Source organism: Streptomyces sp. NPDC102274 (assembly GCF_044766385.1).
In the GTDB taxonomy this organism is placed as follows: domain Bacteria; phylum Actinomycetota; class Actinomycetes; order Streptomycetales; family Streptomycetaceae; genus Streptomyces.
The window spans coordinates 46,079-64,286 of sequence record NZ_JBIWLW010000022.1 but is presented as its reverse complement, the minus strand read 5'-3'; the positions used below and the strand labels follow the sequence as shown (position 1 = coordinate 64,286).

General features: G+C 70.0%; 17 protein-coding genes. 11 read left to right on the top strand and 6 right to left on the bottom strand.

Going from position 1 to position 18,208, the window contains the following annotated elements; all coding sequences use genetic code 11:
• Positions 1-4: 4 nt before the first annotated feature.
• Both ACIRQP_RS26700 and ACIRQP_RS26695 read left to right on the top strand, forming a co-directional pair.
• A complete protein-coding gene (locus tag ACIRQP_RS26700; protein ID WP_403893678.1) occupies positions 5-685 on the top strand; it encodes a TniQ family protein in 681 nt (226 codons plus the stop codon).
• Positions 682-1,848 carry a hypothetical protein gene (locus tag ACIRQP_RS26695; RefSeq protein ID WP_403893677.1) on the top strand — a complete coding sequence of 389 codons (1,167 nt, stop codon included), beginning with the start codon at positions 682-684 and terminating at the stop codon, positions 1,846-1,848. Before ACIRQP_RS26700 ends, ACIRQP_RS26695 begins: the two co-directional genes overlap by 4 nt.
• Before the next feature lie 263 nt (positions 1,849-2,111).
• Here ACIRQP_RS26695 and ACIRQP_RS26690 read toward each other — a convergent pair whose 3' ends face one another.
• The gene (locus tag ACIRQP_RS26690; protein ID WP_403893676.1) at positions 2,112-2,432 is read right to left on the bottom strand and encodes a hypothetical protein; all 321 of its coding nucleotides are present in this window, start codon (positions 2,430-2,432) and stop codon (positions 2,112-2,114) included.
• Between the two features lie 389 nt (positions 2,433-2,821).
• Here ACIRQP_RS26690 and ACIRQP_RS26685 point away from each other — a divergent pair, with 389 nt between their 5' ends.
• From ACIRQP_RS26685 to ACIRQP_RS26675, 3 genes are all read left to right on the top strand, one after another.
• On the top strand, positions 2,822-3,346 hold the full coding sequence (locus ACIRQP_RS26685) for a helix-turn-helix domain-containing protein (RefSeq protein WP_403893675.1): 525 nt from the start codon (positions 2,822-2,824) through the stop codon (positions 3,344-3,346).
• An 18-nt stretch (positions 3,347-3,364) separates the two neighbouring features.
• Positions 3,365-4,021, top strand: coding sequence for a hypothetical protein (locus ACIRQP_RS26680; protein ID WP_403893674.1), 657 nt, complete (start codon positions 3,365-3,367; stop codon positions 4,019-4,021).
• 125 nt (positions 4,022-4,146) lie between these two features.
• Positions 4,147-4,488, top strand: coding sequence for a DUF2516 family protein (locus tag ACIRQP_RS26675; protein ID WP_365747726.1), 342 nt, complete (start codon positions 4,147-4,149; stop codon positions 4,486-4,488).
• A gap of 101 nt (positions 4,489-4,589) precedes the next feature.
• Here ACIRQP_RS26675 and ACIRQP_RS26670 read toward each other — a convergent pair whose 3' ends face one another.
• From ACIRQP_RS26670 to ACIRQP_RS26660, 3 genes are all read right to left on the bottom strand, one after another.
• Positions 4,590-5,855, bottom strand: a complete 1,266-nt coding sequence (locus ACIRQP_RS26670; RefSeq protein ID WP_403893673.1) for a PP2C family protein-serine/threonine phosphatase — start codon at positions 5,853-5,855, stop codon at positions 4,590-4,592.
• A 256-nt stretch (positions 5,856-6,111) separates the two neighbouring features.
• Positions 6,112-7,257 carry an NlpC/P60 family protein gene (locus ACIRQP_RS26665; protein ID WP_403893672.1) on the bottom strand — a complete coding sequence of 382 codons (1,146 nt, stop codon included), beginning with the start codon at positions 7,255-7,257 and terminating at the stop codon, positions 6,112-6,114.
• Positions 7,258-7,442: 185 nt separating this feature from the next.
• Positions 7,443-8,330: a class I SAM-dependent methyltransferase gene (locus ACIRQP_RS26660; protein WP_403893671.1), complete on the bottom strand. Its 888-nt coding sequence runs from the start codon at positions 8,328-8,330 to the stop codon at positions 7,443-7,445.
• 231 nt (positions 8,331-8,561) lie between these two features.
• Here ACIRQP_RS26660 and mshA point away from each other — a divergent pair, with 231 nt between their 5' ends.
• From mshA to ACIRQP_RS26645, 3 genes are all read left to right on the top strand, one after another.
• The gene (gene mshA / locus ACIRQP_RS26655) at positions 8,562-9,905 is read left to right on the top strand and encodes a D-inositol-3-phosphate glycosyltransferase (protein ID WP_403893670.1); all 1,344 of its coding nucleotides are present in this window, start codon (positions 8,562-8,564) and stop codon (positions 9,903-9,905) included.
• A 127-nt stretch (positions 9,906-10,032) separates the two neighbouring features.
• Complete coding sequence (locus ACIRQP_RS26650; RefSeq protein WP_403893669.1) at positions 10,033-10,572, top strand: YbjN domain-containing protein; 540 nt, start codon at positions 10,033-10,035, stop codon at positions 10,570-10,572.
• A gap of 185 nt (positions 10,573-10,757) precedes the next feature.
• Positions 10,758-12,452 (top strand): glycosyl hydrolase family 28-related protein, encoded by a 1,695-nt coding sequence (locus ACIRQP_RS26645; RefSeq protein WP_403893668.1) that lies wholly within the window; start codon positions 10,758-10,760, stop codon positions 12,450-12,452.
• 126 nt (positions 12,453-12,578) lie between these two features.
• On the opposite strand, the gene ACIRQP_RS26640 is transcribed toward ACIRQP_RS26645, so the two are convergent.
• Positions 12,579-13,943: an MDR family MFS transporter gene (locus tag ACIRQP_RS26640; protein WP_403893667.1), complete on the bottom strand. Its 1,365-nt coding sequence runs from the start codon at positions 13,941-13,943 to the stop codon at positions 12,579-12,581.
• A gap of 155 nt (positions 13,944-14,098) precedes the next feature.
• On the opposite strand from ACIRQP_RS26640, the gene ACIRQP_RS26635 reads away from it, so the two are divergent.
• Positions 14,099-14,857, top strand: a complete 759-nt coding sequence (locus ACIRQP_RS26635; protein WP_403893666.1) for a phosphoglyceromutase — start codon at positions 14,099-14,101, stop codon at positions 14,855-14,857.
• 462 nt (positions 14,858-15,319) lie between these two features.
• On the opposite strand, the gene phoU is transcribed toward ACIRQP_RS26635, so the two are convergent.
• The gene (phoU, locus tag ACIRQP_RS26630) at positions 15,320-16,000 is read right to left on the bottom strand and encodes a phosphate signaling complex protein PhoU (protein WP_403893665.1); all 681 of its coding nucleotides are present in this window, start codon (positions 15,998-16,000) and stop codon (positions 15,320-15,322) included.
• 206 nt (positions 16,001-16,206) lie between these two features.
• On the opposite strand from phoU, the gene ACIRQP_RS26625 reads away from it, so the two are divergent.
• On the top strand, positions 16,207-17,469 hold the full coding sequence (locus tag ACIRQP_RS26625; protein ID WP_403893664.1) for a sensor histidine kinase: 1,263 nt from the start codon (positions 16,207-16,209) through the stop codon (positions 17,467-17,469).
• Positions 17,466-18,146 carry a response regulator transcription factor gene (locus ACIRQP_RS26620; protein ID WP_030353388.1) on the top strand — a complete coding sequence of 227 codons (681 nt, stop codon included), beginning with the start codon at positions 17,466-17,468 and terminating at the stop codon, positions 18,144-18,146. The genes ACIRQP_RS26625 and ACIRQP_RS26620 overlap by 4 nt, the downstream gene beginning before the upstream one ends.
• Positions 18,147-18,208 lie beyond the last annotated feature (62 nt).

Sequence of the window (18,208 nt, the reverse complement as noted above, 5' to 3'; positions counted from 1 at the left end):
CACCGTGGACCGCCTCGGACTGACGCCGCTGCCCTGCAGCCTGGACCCCCTGCCCGGCGAATCCCTATCCGGCTTCCTCCTCCGCCTGGCCCACCGTCTCCAGATCTCCCCCATGCGACTGGCACGGCTGACAGGCAGCATCAGACGACCGACGGACTCGGTGCTGGGACGCCGGCTCCTGCTCGACCTGGACATCAGTCGCTTCGCCCAGGCCACTCGGCTGACCGAGGACGAGGCCGCCGAACTGACGCTCCGGCCCTGGAAGAACCGGTATCCCCCCATCACCCGAGCGCTCGTTTCCCGGGATCCCCGAGGGACACGAGAGGACTGGCTGTTCAACAACTTCCCCCGATACTGCCCGGAGTGCCTCGCCGGCGACGGCAGCCCCGTCCAGCAGCAGTACGGCGGAACCTGGAAGAAGATCCGACACCTGCCCATCGCCTTCATCTGCCCCACCCACGAGGTCTTTCTGAAGCACGGCTGCCAACGGCCCCACGAGCTTCAGCGAACACTTCCCCACCTGATCACTCAAGCAGCGGACAACACCCTCACCCAGGCCAGTGCCGATTCCCGATCGCAGGCGAAGGCCAGAACGCGGCCTCGCGCAAAGGCAGGAGAGGCCGTTCCTGCGGAGTCCGCCTGGACCAGGCCGACGACACGGGGCCACTTCCCAGCACCAACATGATCACGCCCCAGCGCCAACTGCTTGACCTCCTCAGCCATCCCGCCGAGGGGGCCGCCGCGCAGTTCACCGACCTGCGAGTGATCAACGCCTTCCTCTGCAGCATCTGGCCAGCCAGCCGGGACATGATCGCCCCCAGCGCTCATGAAGCAGTTGCCGACCACGTTCAGACACTTGGTGTCGGCACCAACCTCACGCTCGACAGACCACCCACAGACCCGATCGTGACAGCCAGTCTGCTGGCAGCCGCGTCAGCCCTGCTCGACGTCCCCGACCTCGACGAAGTACTGACCCGGCACACCCGGGAAACCCGGGGCAGGAGCGTCAGCAGAACCCACTGGACCCAGCTCTTCGACCGGCACCGGTCCTCATGCTCGGCGACGTTGCGACAGGCAACTGCACCGAGCACCCGCTCCTACCGGCGCACCGGCCCCCGCGGAGTCAGAGCGCCCGACCGCATCGATGGCTACCGCCCAGAGAACGTTCCCGCGCTCCTGGAGCAGGACTGGTACGACAAACACCTCACACCGCTTGACCCCGGCGCCTACGCCAAATCCATGCGCCGCCTCGGAGCCATTCTCCTCGTCCAGTGGGCGGCCGGCGGAGCCAAGGGCGATGCAGCCGACTACCTCGGCATCAACCCCAAAAGCGGCCAATACGTGCTGTCAGCCGGGCTCCGCCGCTGGTTGCGTGACCACGGTCCTGCGCAGTTCATCCCAGCCCTGCGCAACCTGGCCCGCGACTTGGACGCTGTTCCCACTCCGGTTAACTACCGCAGACGCCGCGTGGCACTCCGGGGCTGGAGTCTTACCCGCGACACCTGGCAGGAGATCACCGACCGTCTGCCGCCAGTCCCGGGTCATGTCCAGCCCAGCCTAGGCGACCGAAAACGCCAAGAGGTATCCGCGTTCATCTGGGCCCAGGTCACACACGGAGAGCCACTCTTCGCACCACGGACGATCGAGGCAGAACAGCCCGAAGAACTTCGCAAGGCATGGCTCAACCAGCGCAGCAGCACCTGGGCCAAACTCGCCAGACCAGGCCGGATCCACCACTTCACGGCACTGCGCAGACTCCTGCTCCAGCACGCTGAGCACCTCACCCAAGAGATCGAAACAGATGCCGATGCCCTCCGGTCCCAACATCCAAGACCAGGTTCCACCTAGCGTGCACCGGCTCATAGAGGCACTCTTGAGCCGAAGCACGGTAGGTGTCACCGGCGGCGTCGGCTGACCTGCGGCTTCGACCGGGCGAAGCACGAGGGTTGTCACCGGGACGGCACGCCTTCTGTCACCAGCAGCGCGCAAGGCACGATCGGTGCCATCGGCTCCGACGCTCCGCCGACGGCCTGCGCCGCCCAGCAGTCGCGACGGATGGAAGCTGCGCCAGAACCCGTTCGCCGGGCCGTGACGGAAGTCGGGTCAACCGGTCACAGACCGGCGACGTCCCGGGCCTTTTTCAGCACGGAGTCGAGCGCGTCCACTGCGGCGTCGTGCCGCCTCGCGCGCGCCGCCCGGTCCGCCGGTACCAGCCGCGCGGCGGCCTGCACGGCACAGGCGTCCGGGTCGCCGAAAGCAGTCTGCGGGTGCTCTCCCGTATCCGCGCAGTGCGTCGTGACTTCCTTGACCGCCTGGAGCACCACTGCCCGGTCCACGCCCGGCTGCATGGCCAGCCGTACCTGGAAACGAGCCATCCACTTTTCGCGGTCCTTTTCCCTCGCCGCGTCCGTTGTCCGTTCCTTCTTCGCCATGTGCCCTCCGCGTGATCGGCAGCCGTCCGTCAAGGAGTTGGACGGCCTGGCATCGAAATGGGTTGCACAAGCAAGAAACTGATGAGCCCCAGGTGACTACTGTGAGCCACACCGGCTCTACCGGCCCGTCCGCTGTCACAGAACGCCACAGGTCACGGGTTCCGGCACAGCTTCCGACCCCGCGCGCCCTGCCCGGAAGTCCTGGTGACAGGCCGCCTGCCTTGGTGACAGCTATCGCGTTTCGGCTCAACTCTCAGGCTCAGCCTCGCGACGTGGCGGTGACAGATACCGCGACCAAGTGACAACTATCTCGACCAGTCACACATGCCGAGTATCACTTTTGCAAGCATGCGCTTGCAATAGTTAGCGGTGCGACGCAGTATGTCCGTATGGCATCACTCAACGTCGGCAATCTCGGTGAGTATCTGCGCGAGCAGCGACGCAACGCGCAGCTCTCGCTGCGGCAGCTCGCCGATGCCGCCGGCGTGTCCAATCCGTATCTGAGCCAGATCGAGCGTGGGCTGCGCAAGCCGAGCGCGGACATTCTGCAGCAGCTGGCCAAGGCGCTGCGGATCTCCGCCGAGACGCTGTATGTGCAGGCCGGGATGCTCGACGAGCGGGAGCGGGAGGAGTTGGAGACGCGTGCCGTCATCCTCGCCGACCCCTCGATAAACGAGCGGCAGAAGCAAGTGCTTCTCCAGATCTACGAGTCGTTCCGCAAGGAGAACGCGCTCGACACGGAGAGTACGGAGAGTACGGAGCGTGCGGGGGACACAGAAGCCGCGGTGACCGCGGTGACCGCCGAACGGGACACCGGGGGCGCCGGTGGCGACAGTGGTCCCGGAAACCTCCGTGGCTCCTCCGGCGGCTCCAGTACGACAGACGGCAGTGCTGCCACCCCACCCTCAAACTGATCCGGGAGGACCACAGTCATGGCCATCACCGATGACCTGCGTAAGACCCTCACCGACCCGACGCCCCTCTACTTCGCGGCCGGTACCGCCGATATCGCCGTCGAGCAGGCCAAGAAGGTGCCCGGTCTGATCGAGCAGCTGCGGACCGAGGCCCCTGGGCGGTTCGAGGCCGTGCGGAATTCCGACCCGAAGGCTGTCCAGGAGAAGGTCACCGTCCAGGCCCGGGAGGCCCAGGCGACCGTTCAGGCCAAGGTCACCGAAGTGATCGGCTCGTTCGACACCGATCTGAAGAAGCTGGGCGAGACGGCTCAGGACCTGGCGCTGCGGAGCATGGGCATGGCCGCGGAGTACGCGATCAGGGCCCGCGAGACGTACGAGAAGGTCGCCGAGCGCGGCGAGCACACCGTACGCGCCTGGCGTGGCGAGGCCGCCGACGAGATCACCGAGATCGCCGTCGCCGTCGAGCCCGAGCCGGCGCCGAGGGCCGCCCCCGGGCCGGCCCCGAAGACGGAGACGAAGGCGCAGACCAGGGGCGCCGTCAAGCCCGTGGTCAAGTCTGCCGTCAAGCCCGCGGCCAAGCCCGTGCCGAAGGCCGAGCCCCGGACCGCCGCCGCGAAGAAGTCCACCCCGCGCAAGACGACGGCGAAGAAGACCACCCCGCCGGCCGGCAGGTAGCCGACCGGCGAACAGCACACCCGCGACGGAGGCGGGTCGGGCACCTCGGGGGTGTCCGGCCCGTTATCCAGGTACCTTGGCGTACGGGCCGCGACGTCTCCTCCACCCCTTAGGCGGTGCTCCGCATGTTGCTCGAAGGATTCGGCACTCTTCTCTGGCTGCTCAATCTGGCCATGCTCGTCCTTGCCGTCATCGCGCTGTTCCTCTCCGCCACGGCTCGTGAGGACGCCTACCGTGCGGCGGACAAGCAGACGAAGAAGTTCTGGCTGATCATTCTCGGTGTCACGGTCGCCGTGAACCTCTTCGTACCGATGCTGTTCCTCCAGATCGCCGGGCTTGTCGCCACGATCGTCTTCATGGTCGACGTACGGCCGGCCGTCCACGCGATCTCCGGTGGCGGCGGTGGAAGCCGTGGCGGCGGTTCCAGCAGTGACGGTCCTTACGGGCCCTACAACGGCGGTCGCTAGGCGGACCGGACAACGGGACCGGACAACGGGACCGGGCATCGGACGTACGACCGACCGGGCACCGGACCATACGACCGGGCATCGGACCCTACGGACAGGAATCAGGTACGCGCGGGTGGCTGAACGCCGCCCCGCCCCAGCAGCAGCACCGCCACATCGTCGGTCAGCTCCCCACCGTTCAGCTCGCGCGCCCGAGCGACCGCCGCCTCCAGCAGGTCGTCGCCGCTCAGCCCCTCGGCCAGCTGGCGGTTGATCATCTCGACCATGCCCTCCTGGCCGAGCCGCTGCTTGGCGCCGGGGCCGATCCGGCCCTCGATCAGGCCGTCGGTGTACATCATCAGACTCCACGACCCGCCCAGCTCGACCTGCCGGCGCGGCCAGCGTGCGCGCGGCAGCAGCCCCAGCGCCGGGCCGCCCTCCTCGTACGGGAGCAACTGCGCCGCCCGCCCACGGCGGGTGACCAGCGGTGACGGATGGCCCGCCAGACAGAGGCCCGCCCACCGGCCGTCGGGCGTGATGTCGACCGTGCAGAGCGTCGCGAAGATCTCCTCGCTCTCCCGTTCGTGCTCCAGGACCTGCTGGAGCGTGGAGAGCAACTCGTCGCCGCAGAGCCCCGCCAGTGTCAGTGCCCGCCAGGCGATCCGCAGCTCCACGCCGAGCGCCGCCTCGTCGGGGCCGTGGCCGCAGACGTCGCCGATCATCGCGTGCACCGTGCCGTCCGGCGTACGGACCGTGTCGTAGAAGTCGCCGCCCAGCAGGGCCCTGGAGCGGCCGGGCCGGTAGCGGGCCGCGAAGCTCAGGTCCGAGCCCTGGAGCAGGGGGGTGGGCAGCAGTCCGCGCTCCAGCCGGGCGTTCTCCTGCGCGCGCAGCCGGGACTCGGTCAGCTGGCGCTGCGCGACATCCGCCCGCTTGCGCTCGACGGCGTACCGGATGGCGCGGCTCAGCAGCCGTCCGTCCAGCTCGTCGCGGAACAGATAGTCCTGGGCGCCGACCCGTACCGCCGCGGCGGCGCGCTCGGCGTCGCCCTCCGCCGCCAGCGCGAGTACGGCATGGCGCGGGGCCAGCCGCAGGACGTCCTTCAGCGGGGCCAGCTCGTCGCTGTCGTTCCTCCCCGGAAGGGCGAGGTCCACCAGGATGCAGTGGATGTCGTCGGTGAGCAGCCGCTCGGCCTCGGTGAGGTTGCGGGCGGTGCGGATACGCAGGCGTGTGCCGGTCCCCTCCGGCAGCTCCGGAGCGGTGAAGATGCCTGCCGGGTCGTCCTCGATGACCAGGAGGACGAGGTCGCCGCCCTGGGCGGTCTCCTCGACGGGCTGTCTCTCGACTGTCGAACCTGTGCGCTGCCGGGGAACGGGTACGGGTACGGGCATCGGTCTGGGATTCCTTTCCCTCCCCCCGAGGGCGCGGGTGGGGCGCCGATCGACGACTCACCAGACCGGGACCATAGCGTTCGCCGCCGCCCCAGCGGAATGGCGTATCGGCGAAGAGCCTCCGTCATATGCCGCTTCCCGCCACGCATCCGGCGCCCAGCGGCCATGACAAACATCACGTACGGCTGCTCCGGGCTCACCGCCCGGACGTACGAGTCCGGGTTCGCCCGTATGGGGATGATCGGTGTGGATCGCCCTATTTATCCGGGCGTACGACCCCGAGAATCTGCATCGAGCCCGCCCCCGCCAGCGTCACGTTCCGGCCGGGACGGGGCGCGTGCACGATCGCGCCGTCCCCGATGTACATCCCGACATGGCTCGCGTCCTGGTGGTAGATGATCAGATCGCCGGGACGCATGTCCTTGATGTCGATCCTGGGCAGCAGCCGCCACTGCTCCTGTGAGGTGCGCGGGATGGGCCGTCCCGCCGCTGCCCACGCCTGGGAGGTGAGCCCGGAGCAGTCGTACGAGGACGGTCCCTCCGCGCCCCAGACGTACGGCTTGCCGATCTGCCCCGTCGCGAACGCGATCGCCTTCTTGCCCCGCTCGCTCGACGAGCGGTTGATGTCCTTCAGCGCGCCGGAGCCGAGCCAGGCCGTCTGCGCCTTGAGCGCCGCGTCGCTCTCCAGCCGCGCCAGCCGCGCCCGCTCCTCCTTCTCCAGGCTCGCTTCGAGTTTCTCGGCGGCGGCGATCCGCGTCGTGATCTCCTTCTTCGCCTTCTCCTTCTTGACCCGGGAGGTCTCGAGCAGCTGCCACTGCGTGGACGCGTCGGCGGTGTACGTCTTGAGGTCTTCCTGTGCCCGGGAGAGCTCGCCGATGAGATCGTGGGTGGCCTTCTGGCCCTGCTGTATTCGTCCCACCGCGTCCAGGAAGAGCTGCGGATCGTCGGTGAGCACCAGCTGCGCCTCGGGCGGCAGCCCGCCGCCCCGGTACTGCGCGCGGGCGGCGGCGCCCGCGCGCTTCTTCAGCTCGTCGATCCGCAGCTGGCCGGTGACGATGTCCTCCGCCAGCCCGATGACCTCGGCCGACTGCTTCTTGGTCTCTTCCTCGGCGAGGTTGTACGCGTCGGTGGCGGACGCGGCCTTCTGGTAGAGGGCCTCGATCTCCTTACGGATGTCTTCGAGGGACTTCTTGCCCGAACCGGTGGTGGAGCCGGGGGCGGGCGGCGACGTGGCGCCGGGCGGGAGTTCGACCGGTGGCGGGGCGACGGCCGACGCGGACGTCGAGGGGCCGGGGGGCGGGCCGGGGGCCGCGTACGCCCCGTTCATCAGGACCGGCGACGCCAGTACGGCGAGCGCGCAGACCACCGTGATCGCGGCAGCGGCACTGCGACGTCGGTTCACCAAGCTCCCCCTCCGAGCCAACCCCACCCTGCGGCGTGACAGACGAATCTGACGTATCGTCAGCAACCCTTTCCGACGCCGCGATCGTGTCATGCCCCGGGTCAAAGGGACAGAGGGATCCGGGCATCTCACAGGAAGCACCCGCCCCAGTGAGGACGAACGGGCAGCCGCCCGCGTTCCCGGGGTCAGCCTCCGACGCCCGGCCCGGCGGCCCTGCTGCCCGGCCCGGCGCCCGCGCCACCCCGTCCGGCGTCCGCGCCGCCCGTGCCCGAACCGGGCGCGAGCGCCGACCAGTTCACCGTCACCTCGCCCTGCCGCCGCCTGCGCGGGTCGTCCGCGAGCGGCCAGTCGGCCGCCAGATCCCGTACGGCCCTGATCCACCGCTGCCGCGCGCCCAGCGAGGCGTACGGAGCCGCCGCGGCCCACGCCCGGTCGAAGTCGCGCAGGAACGCGTGGACCGGCTCGCCCGGCACATTGCGGTGGATCAGCGCCTTCGGCAGCCGCTCGGCCAGATCGGAGGGCCGGTCCAGCGAACCGAGCCGGGTCGCGAACGTGACCGTCCGCGGCCCCTCGGGCCCGAGCGCGACCCACACATGCCGCCGGCCGATCTCGTCGCACGTCCCCTCGACCAGCAGCCCGCCGGGCGCGAGCCGGGCGCACAGCCGCGCCCAGACCGCGGCGACCTCGTCCTCGTCGTACTGCCGCAGCACATTGGCCGCGCGGATGAGCACCGGCCGTACGCCCCCGGGGAGCGGGACCTCGAAGCCGCCGTGCCGGAACCGGAGCCCGTCCCGCTCGTACGGGCGCGCGGCGGCGACCCGGGCCGGATCGATCTCGACGCCGACGACTTCGGTACGCGGCTCCGCCGTGCGCAGCCGCCGCAGCAACTCGACCGCCGTCCACGGGGCGGCGCCGTACCCCAGATCCACCACGACCGGGTCGGCCGAGCGGCGCAGCGCGAAGCCGTGTACGGCGGTGATCCAGCGGTCCATGCGGCGCAGCCGGTTCTGGTGGGTGGTGCCACGGGTCACCGTGCCCACCGGGCGGGGAGAACGGGAGGTCGCGGGCGCCATGGGAACGAGCGTAACGACGCCGCGGCCGGGTGGGCCCGGCGAGGCGCCGGGAGAGTTCGGCCGCGGGGACGGGAGGTTTCGGCCGCGGGGGCGGAGGACGGTTGAGCTTCCGTCGGTAATGATTTGGTAAAACGGAAATGCGGGACGGGATTCCGCTGTTGTCGGCCTTCGGAGGGGGTCACGGCCCTCTCTGCGCCGTGCTCCGAATCTCCGCGCGAGAGGACCGTAGACGTGAGCCAGTACGTGTCCCGTATCGCAGGCACGTTCGTGGGACCACCCCGTCTCAGGCTCCCCGGCCAGCACCGCCGGCCGCGCCGGATCGCCATGCTCAGCGTCCACACCTCCCCGCTGCACCAGCCGGGGACGGGCGACGCGGGCGGCATGAACGTCTATATCGTCGAGCTCGCGAAGCGGCTGGCCGCCATCGACATCGAGGTGGAGATCTTCACGCGCGCCACGACCCGCGGCCTGGATCCCACCGTCGAGCTGGCCCCCGGTGTGCTCGTACGTCATGTGGACGCGGGCCCCTACGAGGGCCTGGCCAAGGAGGAGTTGCCCGCGCAGCTCTGCGCCTTCACGCACGGGGTGATGCAGGCATGGGCCGGCCAGCGCCCCGGCTACTACGACCTGGTGCACTCCCACTACTGGCTGTCCGGCCATGTCGGCTGGCTCGCCTCCGAGCGGTGGGGCGTCCCGCTCGTCCATGCCATGCACACCATGGCGAAGGTCAAGAACGCCGCGCTCGCCGAGGGCGACCGGCCCGAGCCCACGGCCCGGGTCATCGGCGAGACGCAGATCGTGCGCGCCGCCGACCGGCTGATCGCCAATACGGACGAGGAGGCCGCGGAGCTCGTCCGCTTCTACGACGCTGACCCGGCCAAGGCCGCCGTCGTCCATCCCGGGGTGAACCTGGAGTGTTTCTGTCCGGCCGACGGCCGCGCCGCCGCGCGTGCCCGGCTGGGGCTTCCGCAGGACGCCTTCATCCCGGTCTTCGCGGGCCGTATCCAGCCGCTGAAGGCCCCCGATGTGCTGCTGCGCGCCGTGGCCGTGCTCCTGGAGCGGGATCCTTCGCTGCGGCGAAAGCTGGTCGTGCCGGTCGTCGGAGGTCCGAGCGGCAGCGGTCTGGCCAAACCGGAAGGGCTCCAGAAGCTCGCCGCGCGGCTCGGGATCGCCGATGTCGTACGGTTCCGGCCGCCGGTGGGCCAGACCCGGCTGGCGGACTGGTTCCGGGCCGCGTCCGTGCTGGTCATGCCGTCGTACAGCGAGTCCTTCGGCCTGGTCGCCATAGAGGCCCAGGCGGCGGGCACCCCGGTGGTGGCCGCGGCCGTGGGCGGGCTGCCGGTGGCGGTACGGGACGGGTCGACCGGCTTTCTCGTCCGGGGCCACGAGCCCGCGGCCTACGCGCGGGCGCTGCGCGAGTTCATCGAGCACCCGGAGCTGGTGGACCGGATGGGCGCGGCGGCCTCGCGCCACGCCCAGTCCTTCGGCTGGGACACGGCGGCGTCCGCGACGGCGGAGGTCTATACGGCCGCGGTGCACGACCACCCGGGGCGCGGCCGCGCGCACCACGGCTGAACACCACGGCTGAACACCCCGGCCTACGTAAGCGGAGGTACGCACCCACAGGTACACGCCGGTGCCGCACGCCTCCACAGCCCTCGCCCGGCCCACGCGTCGAACACCGCTGACGTACGCTCGATTCATGGCCGACGGACAGCAGACCTCCCCGGACTCCTCGCAGGCGGCGTGCGCCGCGCGGGTCATCGAGCAGACGCTGAAGGACGCCGAGCTGGGGTGGGAGAGCCCGGAGCCGGGCTCGTACGTCGTCACCCTCCCCGGCACCCGCAAGCTCTCCACGACCTGTTCCCTGCGCGTCGGCCGGCACGCGCTGTCCCTCAACGCCTTTGTGATCCGGCACCCCGACGAGAACGCCGAGGGCGTCCACCGCTGGCTGCTTGAGCGCAACCTCAGGCTGTACGGGGTGAGTTACGCGGTCGACGGGCTCGGGGACATCTATCTGACGGGCAAGCTTCCGCTGGCGGCCGTCACCGAGGACGAGATCGACCGGTTGCTCGGCTCGGTGCTCGAAGCGGCGGACGGTTCGTTCAACACCCTTCTGGAGCTGGGGTTCGCGCGTGCGATCCGCAAGGAGTACGCGTGGCGGGTGTCCCGGGGGGAGTCCACCGGGAACCTGGACGCGTTCGCCCACCTGACCCGGGCCCCGTCCGATCCTTCCGCCTGACCTCACCTCACCTCACCTCACCTGAGGTGACGTGACGTGCCCGTCGGGACCGGCCCGCCTGTCCGTCCGGCCCGAAATTCCGCTGGACGACTCGCTGTTCGACGTCTTCACGGGCGCCCAAGGCCGTGGCATGCTCACCTCCAGACGTGCACCTGAACATCGTTCACATACATGGAGGCGAGATCATGTCGATGGAGCCCCGACGTCAACGTGCCGTCGGCAGACGGACGGTGCTCGGCACCGCGATCGCCGTAGCCGCCACGGCCGGAGCGATGGCCACCGGACTCCCGGGAACCGCCGCCGCCGGAGAGCGCAGGCCGCCGAGGACGTCCGCGCTCTGGCGCGAGTTCGCCGCGTCGCCGTACACCCACCCGCAGATTCCGTATGTGGGGCGCGCGGGCCAGCGCGCCGGCGCTCGAAGCCTTCCGCGGTACCGGGTCGTGGCCGATGTCCGCGCGTACGGCGCCAAGGGCGACGGCTCCGTGGACGACGCCCCCGCCATCAACCGTGCCCTCGCCGCTGCCGCCGAGCGTGGCGGGGGCACGGTCTCCATCCCGCCCGGCACCTACCGGATCGACGACGTGATCCGGATCGCGCACAGCGGCGTCGTCCTGCGCGGCGCGGGCAGCGACCGTACGAAGCTGTACGCGACCCGGAACCTCACCGAGATGATCGGCCCCTACGGCAGCCGTTACGGCGGCGACAAATCCAGCTGGTCCTGGTCAGGCGGCCTCATCTGGCTCTGCCCGCAGGAGCGTTGGAACACGCTCACCACCGCCATCAAGGCGCGCGACTGGCCCTTCGAAGGCTGGACGGGCAACGCGCGCGACGAGTGGCGCACCCTCACCGGCATCGCCCGGGGCAACCGGGGCGACCGGTCCGTGACCGTCCGGGACGCCTCGCAGCTCAGGAGCGGACAGTTCGTCCTGCTCCAGCTCGCCGATGACGCGGACCACACCCTCCTGGAGCACATGGCGGGCGGCGGCCCCGACGCCGAGGCGTACGACTGGGCCGCCATGACCAAGCTGACGTCGTACGTACCGTACGAGTGGCCCGTACGCATCACCGCCGTACGCGGTCGCGAGGTCACCCTGGAACGTCCCCTTCCGCTGGACATCCGCCCGGAATGGGACCCGAGGTTCACCACCTCGGTCACCCCGCTCACCGGGTCCGGAGTCGAGGGACTGACCCTGGAGGCCGTCGAGACCCCGCAGTCCCCGCACCTCCTCGACAAGGGCTACAACGGGGTCGCGTTCCAGTGCGCGTACGACTGCTGGGCCGAGGACGTCGTCGTACGCCATGTCGACAACGGCTTCGGCCTGATCGGCGCCTCCGCCTGCACTCTGCGCCGCACTCGGGTCGCGGGCCGCGGCTCGCACCACCCGTACTACTGCCGCGAGGGCTCGCACGACAATCTGATCGAGGACTTCGTCATCGAGCGGCGTACGGTCCCGACACCGGCGGGCACACAGCTGCACGGCATCAATGTCGAGGGGCTGTCCAGCTACAACGTCTGGTCGCGCGGGCGGATGGAGATGGGCACGTTCGACACGCACCGGGGGATGCCCTTCGCCAACGTACGGACCGAGATCACGGTCAGCAACGACGGCCGGCACGGCGGCGACGCGATCGCGGGGCCGCTGTACGGGGCGCGGTTCGCGCACTGGAACGTCACCGTCACCAATGAGCGCGCCGGGCTGATCAAGATCGACGAGATCGCTCCGTACAGCGTGACGGCCGGGATCAGTGAGGTGCGGGAGTTCGACCAGATCGATGTGCCGGACTTCCAGGGTGAGTTGCACACACGGCTGGAGGCGTACGGCAGTCCCGGGGACATCCGGCCGCGCAACCTCTACGAGGCACAGCGCGAGCTGCGCTGACACCACCGGCGGCGGGGGCGGCGGCGGAGGCGGCGGCGGGGGCTCAGGCGAGACGGCCGACCCCGGGCCCGAGCGCCGGCGGCAGGCCCGCGGCGTGCGGGCCCGCGACGGTCGGCCGGAGCGGGCCTACACGGCCCCCGCCTCCGGAGCGGCCGCCTTCACCGGCGCGTCGGCCGGCGCCTCCAGCGGGCCCCCTTCCGCCTTCTCCTCCGGATCCGACAAACCCCGCATCAGCAGCCAGTACCCCGCGCCCGCCAGCGTCCCCAGGACCGCGCACGCGCACCAGAGCCACGCGGCGCCGAAGCGGTCGATCACGAGACCCGACATCAGCGGGGCGACCAGGGCCGCCACCGACCAGGACATGGTGTACATGCCCTGATAGCGCCCCCGGCCATGGACCGGCGAGAGCCGTACCACCAGCCCGGTCTGGGTGGGGGCGTTGACTATCTCGGCCAGGCTCCACACGCAGACCGTCAGCGCGTAGACGGCGATCGACCCGGCGAACGCGGTCAGGCCGAAGCCGTACCCCGCGAGGATCGACGAGACGATCAGCAGGCGGCGCGGGTCGCGGTGCTGGATGAAGCGGGTGACCGGGATCTGCATGACCACGATCAGAACGCCGTTGACCGCGATGGCGAAGCCGTAGTCGGCGCTGGTGAACCCGTCCGCTCCCATGGCCACCGGCAGCCCGACATAACCCTGCTGGAAGATGAGGGACACGACGAAGGACAGCGTGACGACGCTCATGAAGCGGCCGTCCCGCACGACCGTCCCCATCCCGATCTTCGCCTCGGGCCCGGCTCCCGCTCCGGCTCCCGCTCCCGCGGTCTTTCCAGCGGCGGCTCGCGCCGGAGTCCCGGCCGGCCCCCGTTCCGGTCGGGACTCCGGCAGTTTCAGGAAGACCAGTACGGCGCAGGCGAGCGTCATCGCGGCCTCGCCAAGGAACCCGGCGAGGTAGCTGTACTGCGCGACGAACCCCGCGCCCGCCGACGAGATCGCGAAGCCCAGGTTGATCGCCCAGTAGTTCAACGAGAACGCCCGCACCCGGTCCTCGGGCTTCACGATGTCCGCCATCATCGCCTGCACGGCGGGGCGCGACGCGTTGGAGGCCATGCCGACCAGGAACGCCACGGCCGCGATCGCGACCGGCTCCCGCATGAAGCCGAGCAGCGCGACGGACGCGGCCGTGGACGACTGCGCGATCAGCATCGTGGGCCGCCGGCCGAGCCGGTCGGTCATCACCCCGGCGACCAGCGACGAGATGACCCCGCCGAGCCCGTGCAGCGAGGCCACCAGCCCCGCGTACGAGGCCGAATAGCCCTGGTCCAGGGTGAGATAGAGCGCCATGAAGGTGGCGACGAAGGCGCCCAGCCGGTTGACCAGTGTGCTGGTCCACAGCCACCAGAACTCCCGGGGCAGCCCCGAGACGCTCTCCCTCACGGCGCGTCTCAGACCGGCGGCCGACGCGGCGGCCGATGTGGCGAAGGACATGCGGAATCCCCCAGGAAACAGCGGTAGCGGCCGGACGGCCCGGTAAGTGGCCGAATGGCCATGGGCAACTTACGTACCGCGGCTCCAAGACCGCCACTCAATTGACGGCAGACGTCAATCGAAGGCGGTCCGGTGGGTCCATTAGGCTTTGGCTCATGGCCGACGCACCGTACAAGCTGATCCTGCTCCGCCACGGCGAGAGCGAGTGGAACGCCAAGAACCTGTTCACCGGCTGGGTGGACGTCAACCTCACCGACAAGGGCGAGAAGGAAGCGGTCCGCGGCGGTGAGCTGCTCAAGGACGCCGGCCTGCTGCCCGACGTTCTGCACACCTCCCTCCAGAAGCGCGCCATCCGCACCGCGCAGCTCGCGCTGGAGGCAGCGGACCGCCTCTGGATCCCGGTCCAGCGCTCCTGGCGGCTGAACGAGCGCCATTACGGTGCGCTCCAGGGCAAGGACAAGGCGCAGACGCTCGCCCAGTTCGGCGAGGAGCAGTTCATGCTGTGGCGCCGCTCGTACGACACCCCGCCGCCGGCCCTGGAGGACGGCACGGAGTTCTCGCAGAGCGACGACCCGCGCTACGCCACGATCCCGAGCGAGCTGCGTCCGCGCACCGAGTGCCTCAAGGACGTCGTCGAGCGGATGCTGCCGTACTGGTACGACGCGATCATCCCGGACCTGCTGACCGGCCGTACGGTCCTGATCGCCGCCCACGGAAACAGCCTGCGCGCGCTGGTCAAGCACCTCGACGGGGTCTCGGACGCCGACATCGCGGGCCTGAACATCCCGACCGGTATCCCGCTCGTCTACGAACTGGACGCCGACTTCCACCCCCTCACGCCGGGCGGCACCTACCTGGACGCGGACGCGGCGGCCGCCGCGATCGAGGCCGTGAAGAACCAGGGCAAGAAGTAGACCTGACGCGCGAAGGCCCCGTCCAGCAAGGCGACGCACCGCTGGACGGGGCCCTTCGGGTTTAACCGCAGCCGCCGCCGCACTGGCATGAGCCGCCCGACTGGCAGCCGCAGCCGCAGCCCGAGCCGCAGCCGCATGCGCCGAGGACGGGCAGACGGGTCACTGAGGCAGGGGCCGCGGGGGCTTCCTGCGGGGGGACGTGGGTAGGGGAATCGGCCATGGGATCCTCCTCGAAGGCGTGCTTGGATGGCGCCTGGGGCGTGTCTCCGAGCGGGCGCCGGGCCCGCCCTCCGGGCGGACGGCACTACTTCGACGACACGCCCCAGCCCATTGGATGCCCTGGGGGGCGGGCGCATCAACGGCGCACGTGCGCAGGCGCCGAGGAGCGCTTCTTCGCGCCGTTCCGCTGTCCCGTGCGCCGCTCGGCGCTTTCCGGCGCCGAATCCCCGCCTTCCCCGCTCCCTACGCCCCTTCGACCGGGGTGTCCACCGGCTGGATCTCGTCCGCGTGCTCGCCCGTCACCAGGAAGACGACCCGCTTGGCGACCGCCACCGCGTGGTCCGCGAACCGCTCGTAGTAGCGGCCCAGCAGCGTCACGTCCACCGCCGTCTCGATGCCGTGCTTCCAGCGGTCGTCCATCAGGTGCTGGAAGAGCGTGCGGTGCAGCAGGTCCATCTCGTCGTCGTCCTGCTCCAACTGGAGCGCCAGCTCGACGTCCTTGGTGATGATCACCTCGGCGGCCTTCGCCATCAGGCGCTGCGCCAGCTGACCCATCTCCAGGATCGTCGCGTGCAGATCGTGCGGCACCGGCGAGACCGGGAAGCGGAGCCTGGCCAGCTTGGCGACATGCTGCGCCAGGTCGCCCGAGCGCTCCAGGTCGGCGCTCATCCGCAGCGAGGTCACCACGATCCGCAGATCGGTCGCGACCGGCTGCTGCCGTGCCAGCAGCGCGATGGCCCTGGCCTCCAGGTCGTGCTGCAGGTCGTCGACCCGCTGATCGGCGGCGATCACGGTCTCGGCGAGCTTGAGATCCGCGTCCAGCATGGCCGTGGTGGCCCGCCCGATGGCGGAACCGACCAGCCGGGCCATCTCGACCAGATCCTCGCCAATCGAGTCCAGTTCCTCGTGGTACGCGTCCCGCATGGGGTTGTCCCTCTCTTCACGTTCCTGCCCGGGGCCGGGGGCCGGGGGCTGTGCCCCCACGCTCCCACGTTCCGGGCAGTACGCGTCCGGCTCCTCCCTCACAAATGAACCGGCACTTTCCCCTCGGTGAACTCTGAGCGACGAGTGTCGGAGGAGACACCCTGATGACTGGGAGAGTGTCCTTGGCCGCGCATAACCTGGGATACATGGACGTGAACGCGGCGGTCGCCGCATTGGCAGCGATCGCCGGGGTGTGCACCGGCGTGATCGCCATGCTGGCATTCCGCTGGAGCGAACGCGACCAGGCAAGACCCACCCGGACCTCGCTGCACACGGATGCCGTACTGCCCCCGGGCGTCGACACCGTACTGTCCGTGCTCCGTTCCTCCGCGGTCGTTCTCGACGAGAGCGACTCCGTGGTCAAGGCCAGCTCGGCGGCGTATGCGCTGGGCCTGGTCAGGGGGGGCAAACTCGCTGTCGAGCCGATGCTGCACATGGCGCGGGACACCCGGCGCGACGGCGAGATAAGACAAGTGGAGCTGGACCTCCCCCGGCGCGGTACGGGCCGGGGCGAGGCCCTGGCAGTCTCCGCCCGGGTCGCTCCGCTCGGCTCCCGCCTCGTCCTTCTTCTGGTCGAGGACCTCACGGAAGCCCGCCGTATCGAAGCGGTACGGCGCGATTTCGTGGCGAATGTCAGCCACGAGCTCAAGACCCCCACCGGCGCGCTCTCCCTGCTCTCCGAGGCCGTGATGGACGCCTCGGACGACCCTGAAGCGGTCACCCGCTTCGCCGGCCGCATGCAGATCGAGGCGACCCGGCTCACCAATCTCGTACAGGAACTCATCGACCTCTCCCGGGTGCAGAACGACGACCCGCTGGAGGACTCGGAGTCCGTACGGGTGGACGAACTGGTCGCCGAGGCCATCGACCGGTCCCGGCAGCCCGCGTCCACCAAACAGATCACCATGGCCTCGGGCGGTACGGCCGATCTGTATGTATGGGGCAACCGCGGCCAGCTCGCCGCCGCTCTCGGCAATCTCGTCGAGAACGCAGTCAACTACTCCCCGGCCCGCACGCGCGTCGGTATCGCCGCGCATCGCGTCTCCGCCACCGGCGGGGACCTGATCGAGATAGCCGTGACCGACCAGGGCATAGGCATCTCGGAGAAGGACCGCGAGCGGATCTTCGAACGCTTCTACCGCGTGGACCCGGCCCGCTCCCGGGCCACCGGCGGTACGGGGCTCGGCCTCGCCATCGTCAAGCATGTGGCCGCCTCGCACGGCGGGGAGGTCACCGTATGGAGCTCAGAAGGCCAGGGCTCCACCTTCACCCTGAGGCTGCCCGAGGCGGGCGCCGGACGGGACCGCACACCCACCGGCCCGGACAAAGTCGACCGGCGCTATGACACTGACCCCAGCATCGAGCTGGATCCCCCGACCGTGATTCCTGCCCCGGAGGTCCTTCCGTGACCCGAGTGCTCGTCGTCGAGGATGAGGAATCCTTCAGCGACGCTCTTTCCTACATGCTCCGCAAGGAAGGCTTCGAGGTCGCGATCGCGACCACCGGGCCGGCGGGGCTCGACGAGTTCGAACGCAACGGCGCCGACCTCGTCCTGCTGGACCTCATGCTGCCCGGCCTGCCGGGCACCGAGGTCTGCCGCCAGCTGCGCGGCAAGTCCAATGTCCCGGTGATCATGGTGACCGCCAAGGACAGCGAGATCGACAAGGTCGTCGGCCTGGAGATAGGGGCCGATGACTATGTCACCAAGCCCTTCTCCTCGCGGGAGCTGGTCGCCCGTATCCGCGCGGTTCTGCGCCGTCGCGGCGAGCCGGAAGAGGTGACCCCGGCCGCCCTGGAGGCAGGGCCGGTCAGGATGGACGTGGACCGCCATGTGGTGACGGTCTCCGGCGGCAAGGTCGACCTGCCGCTGAAGGAGTTCGACCTGCTGGAGATGCTGCTCCGCAACGCGGGCCGGGTGCTGACCCGGATGCAGCTGATCGACCGGGTGTGGGGCGCGGACTACGTCGGCGACACCAAGACCCTGGACGTCCATGTCAAGCGGCTCCGCGCCAAGATCGAGCCCGATCCCGGTGCCCCGCGGTATCTGGTGACGGTCCGCGGCCTGGGCTACAAGTTCGAGCCGTAAACCGGACTCCGTCCGGTGCCTGAGTTCCGCGTGTGATGTGTGACGCGTCACGTGTGGCTGTG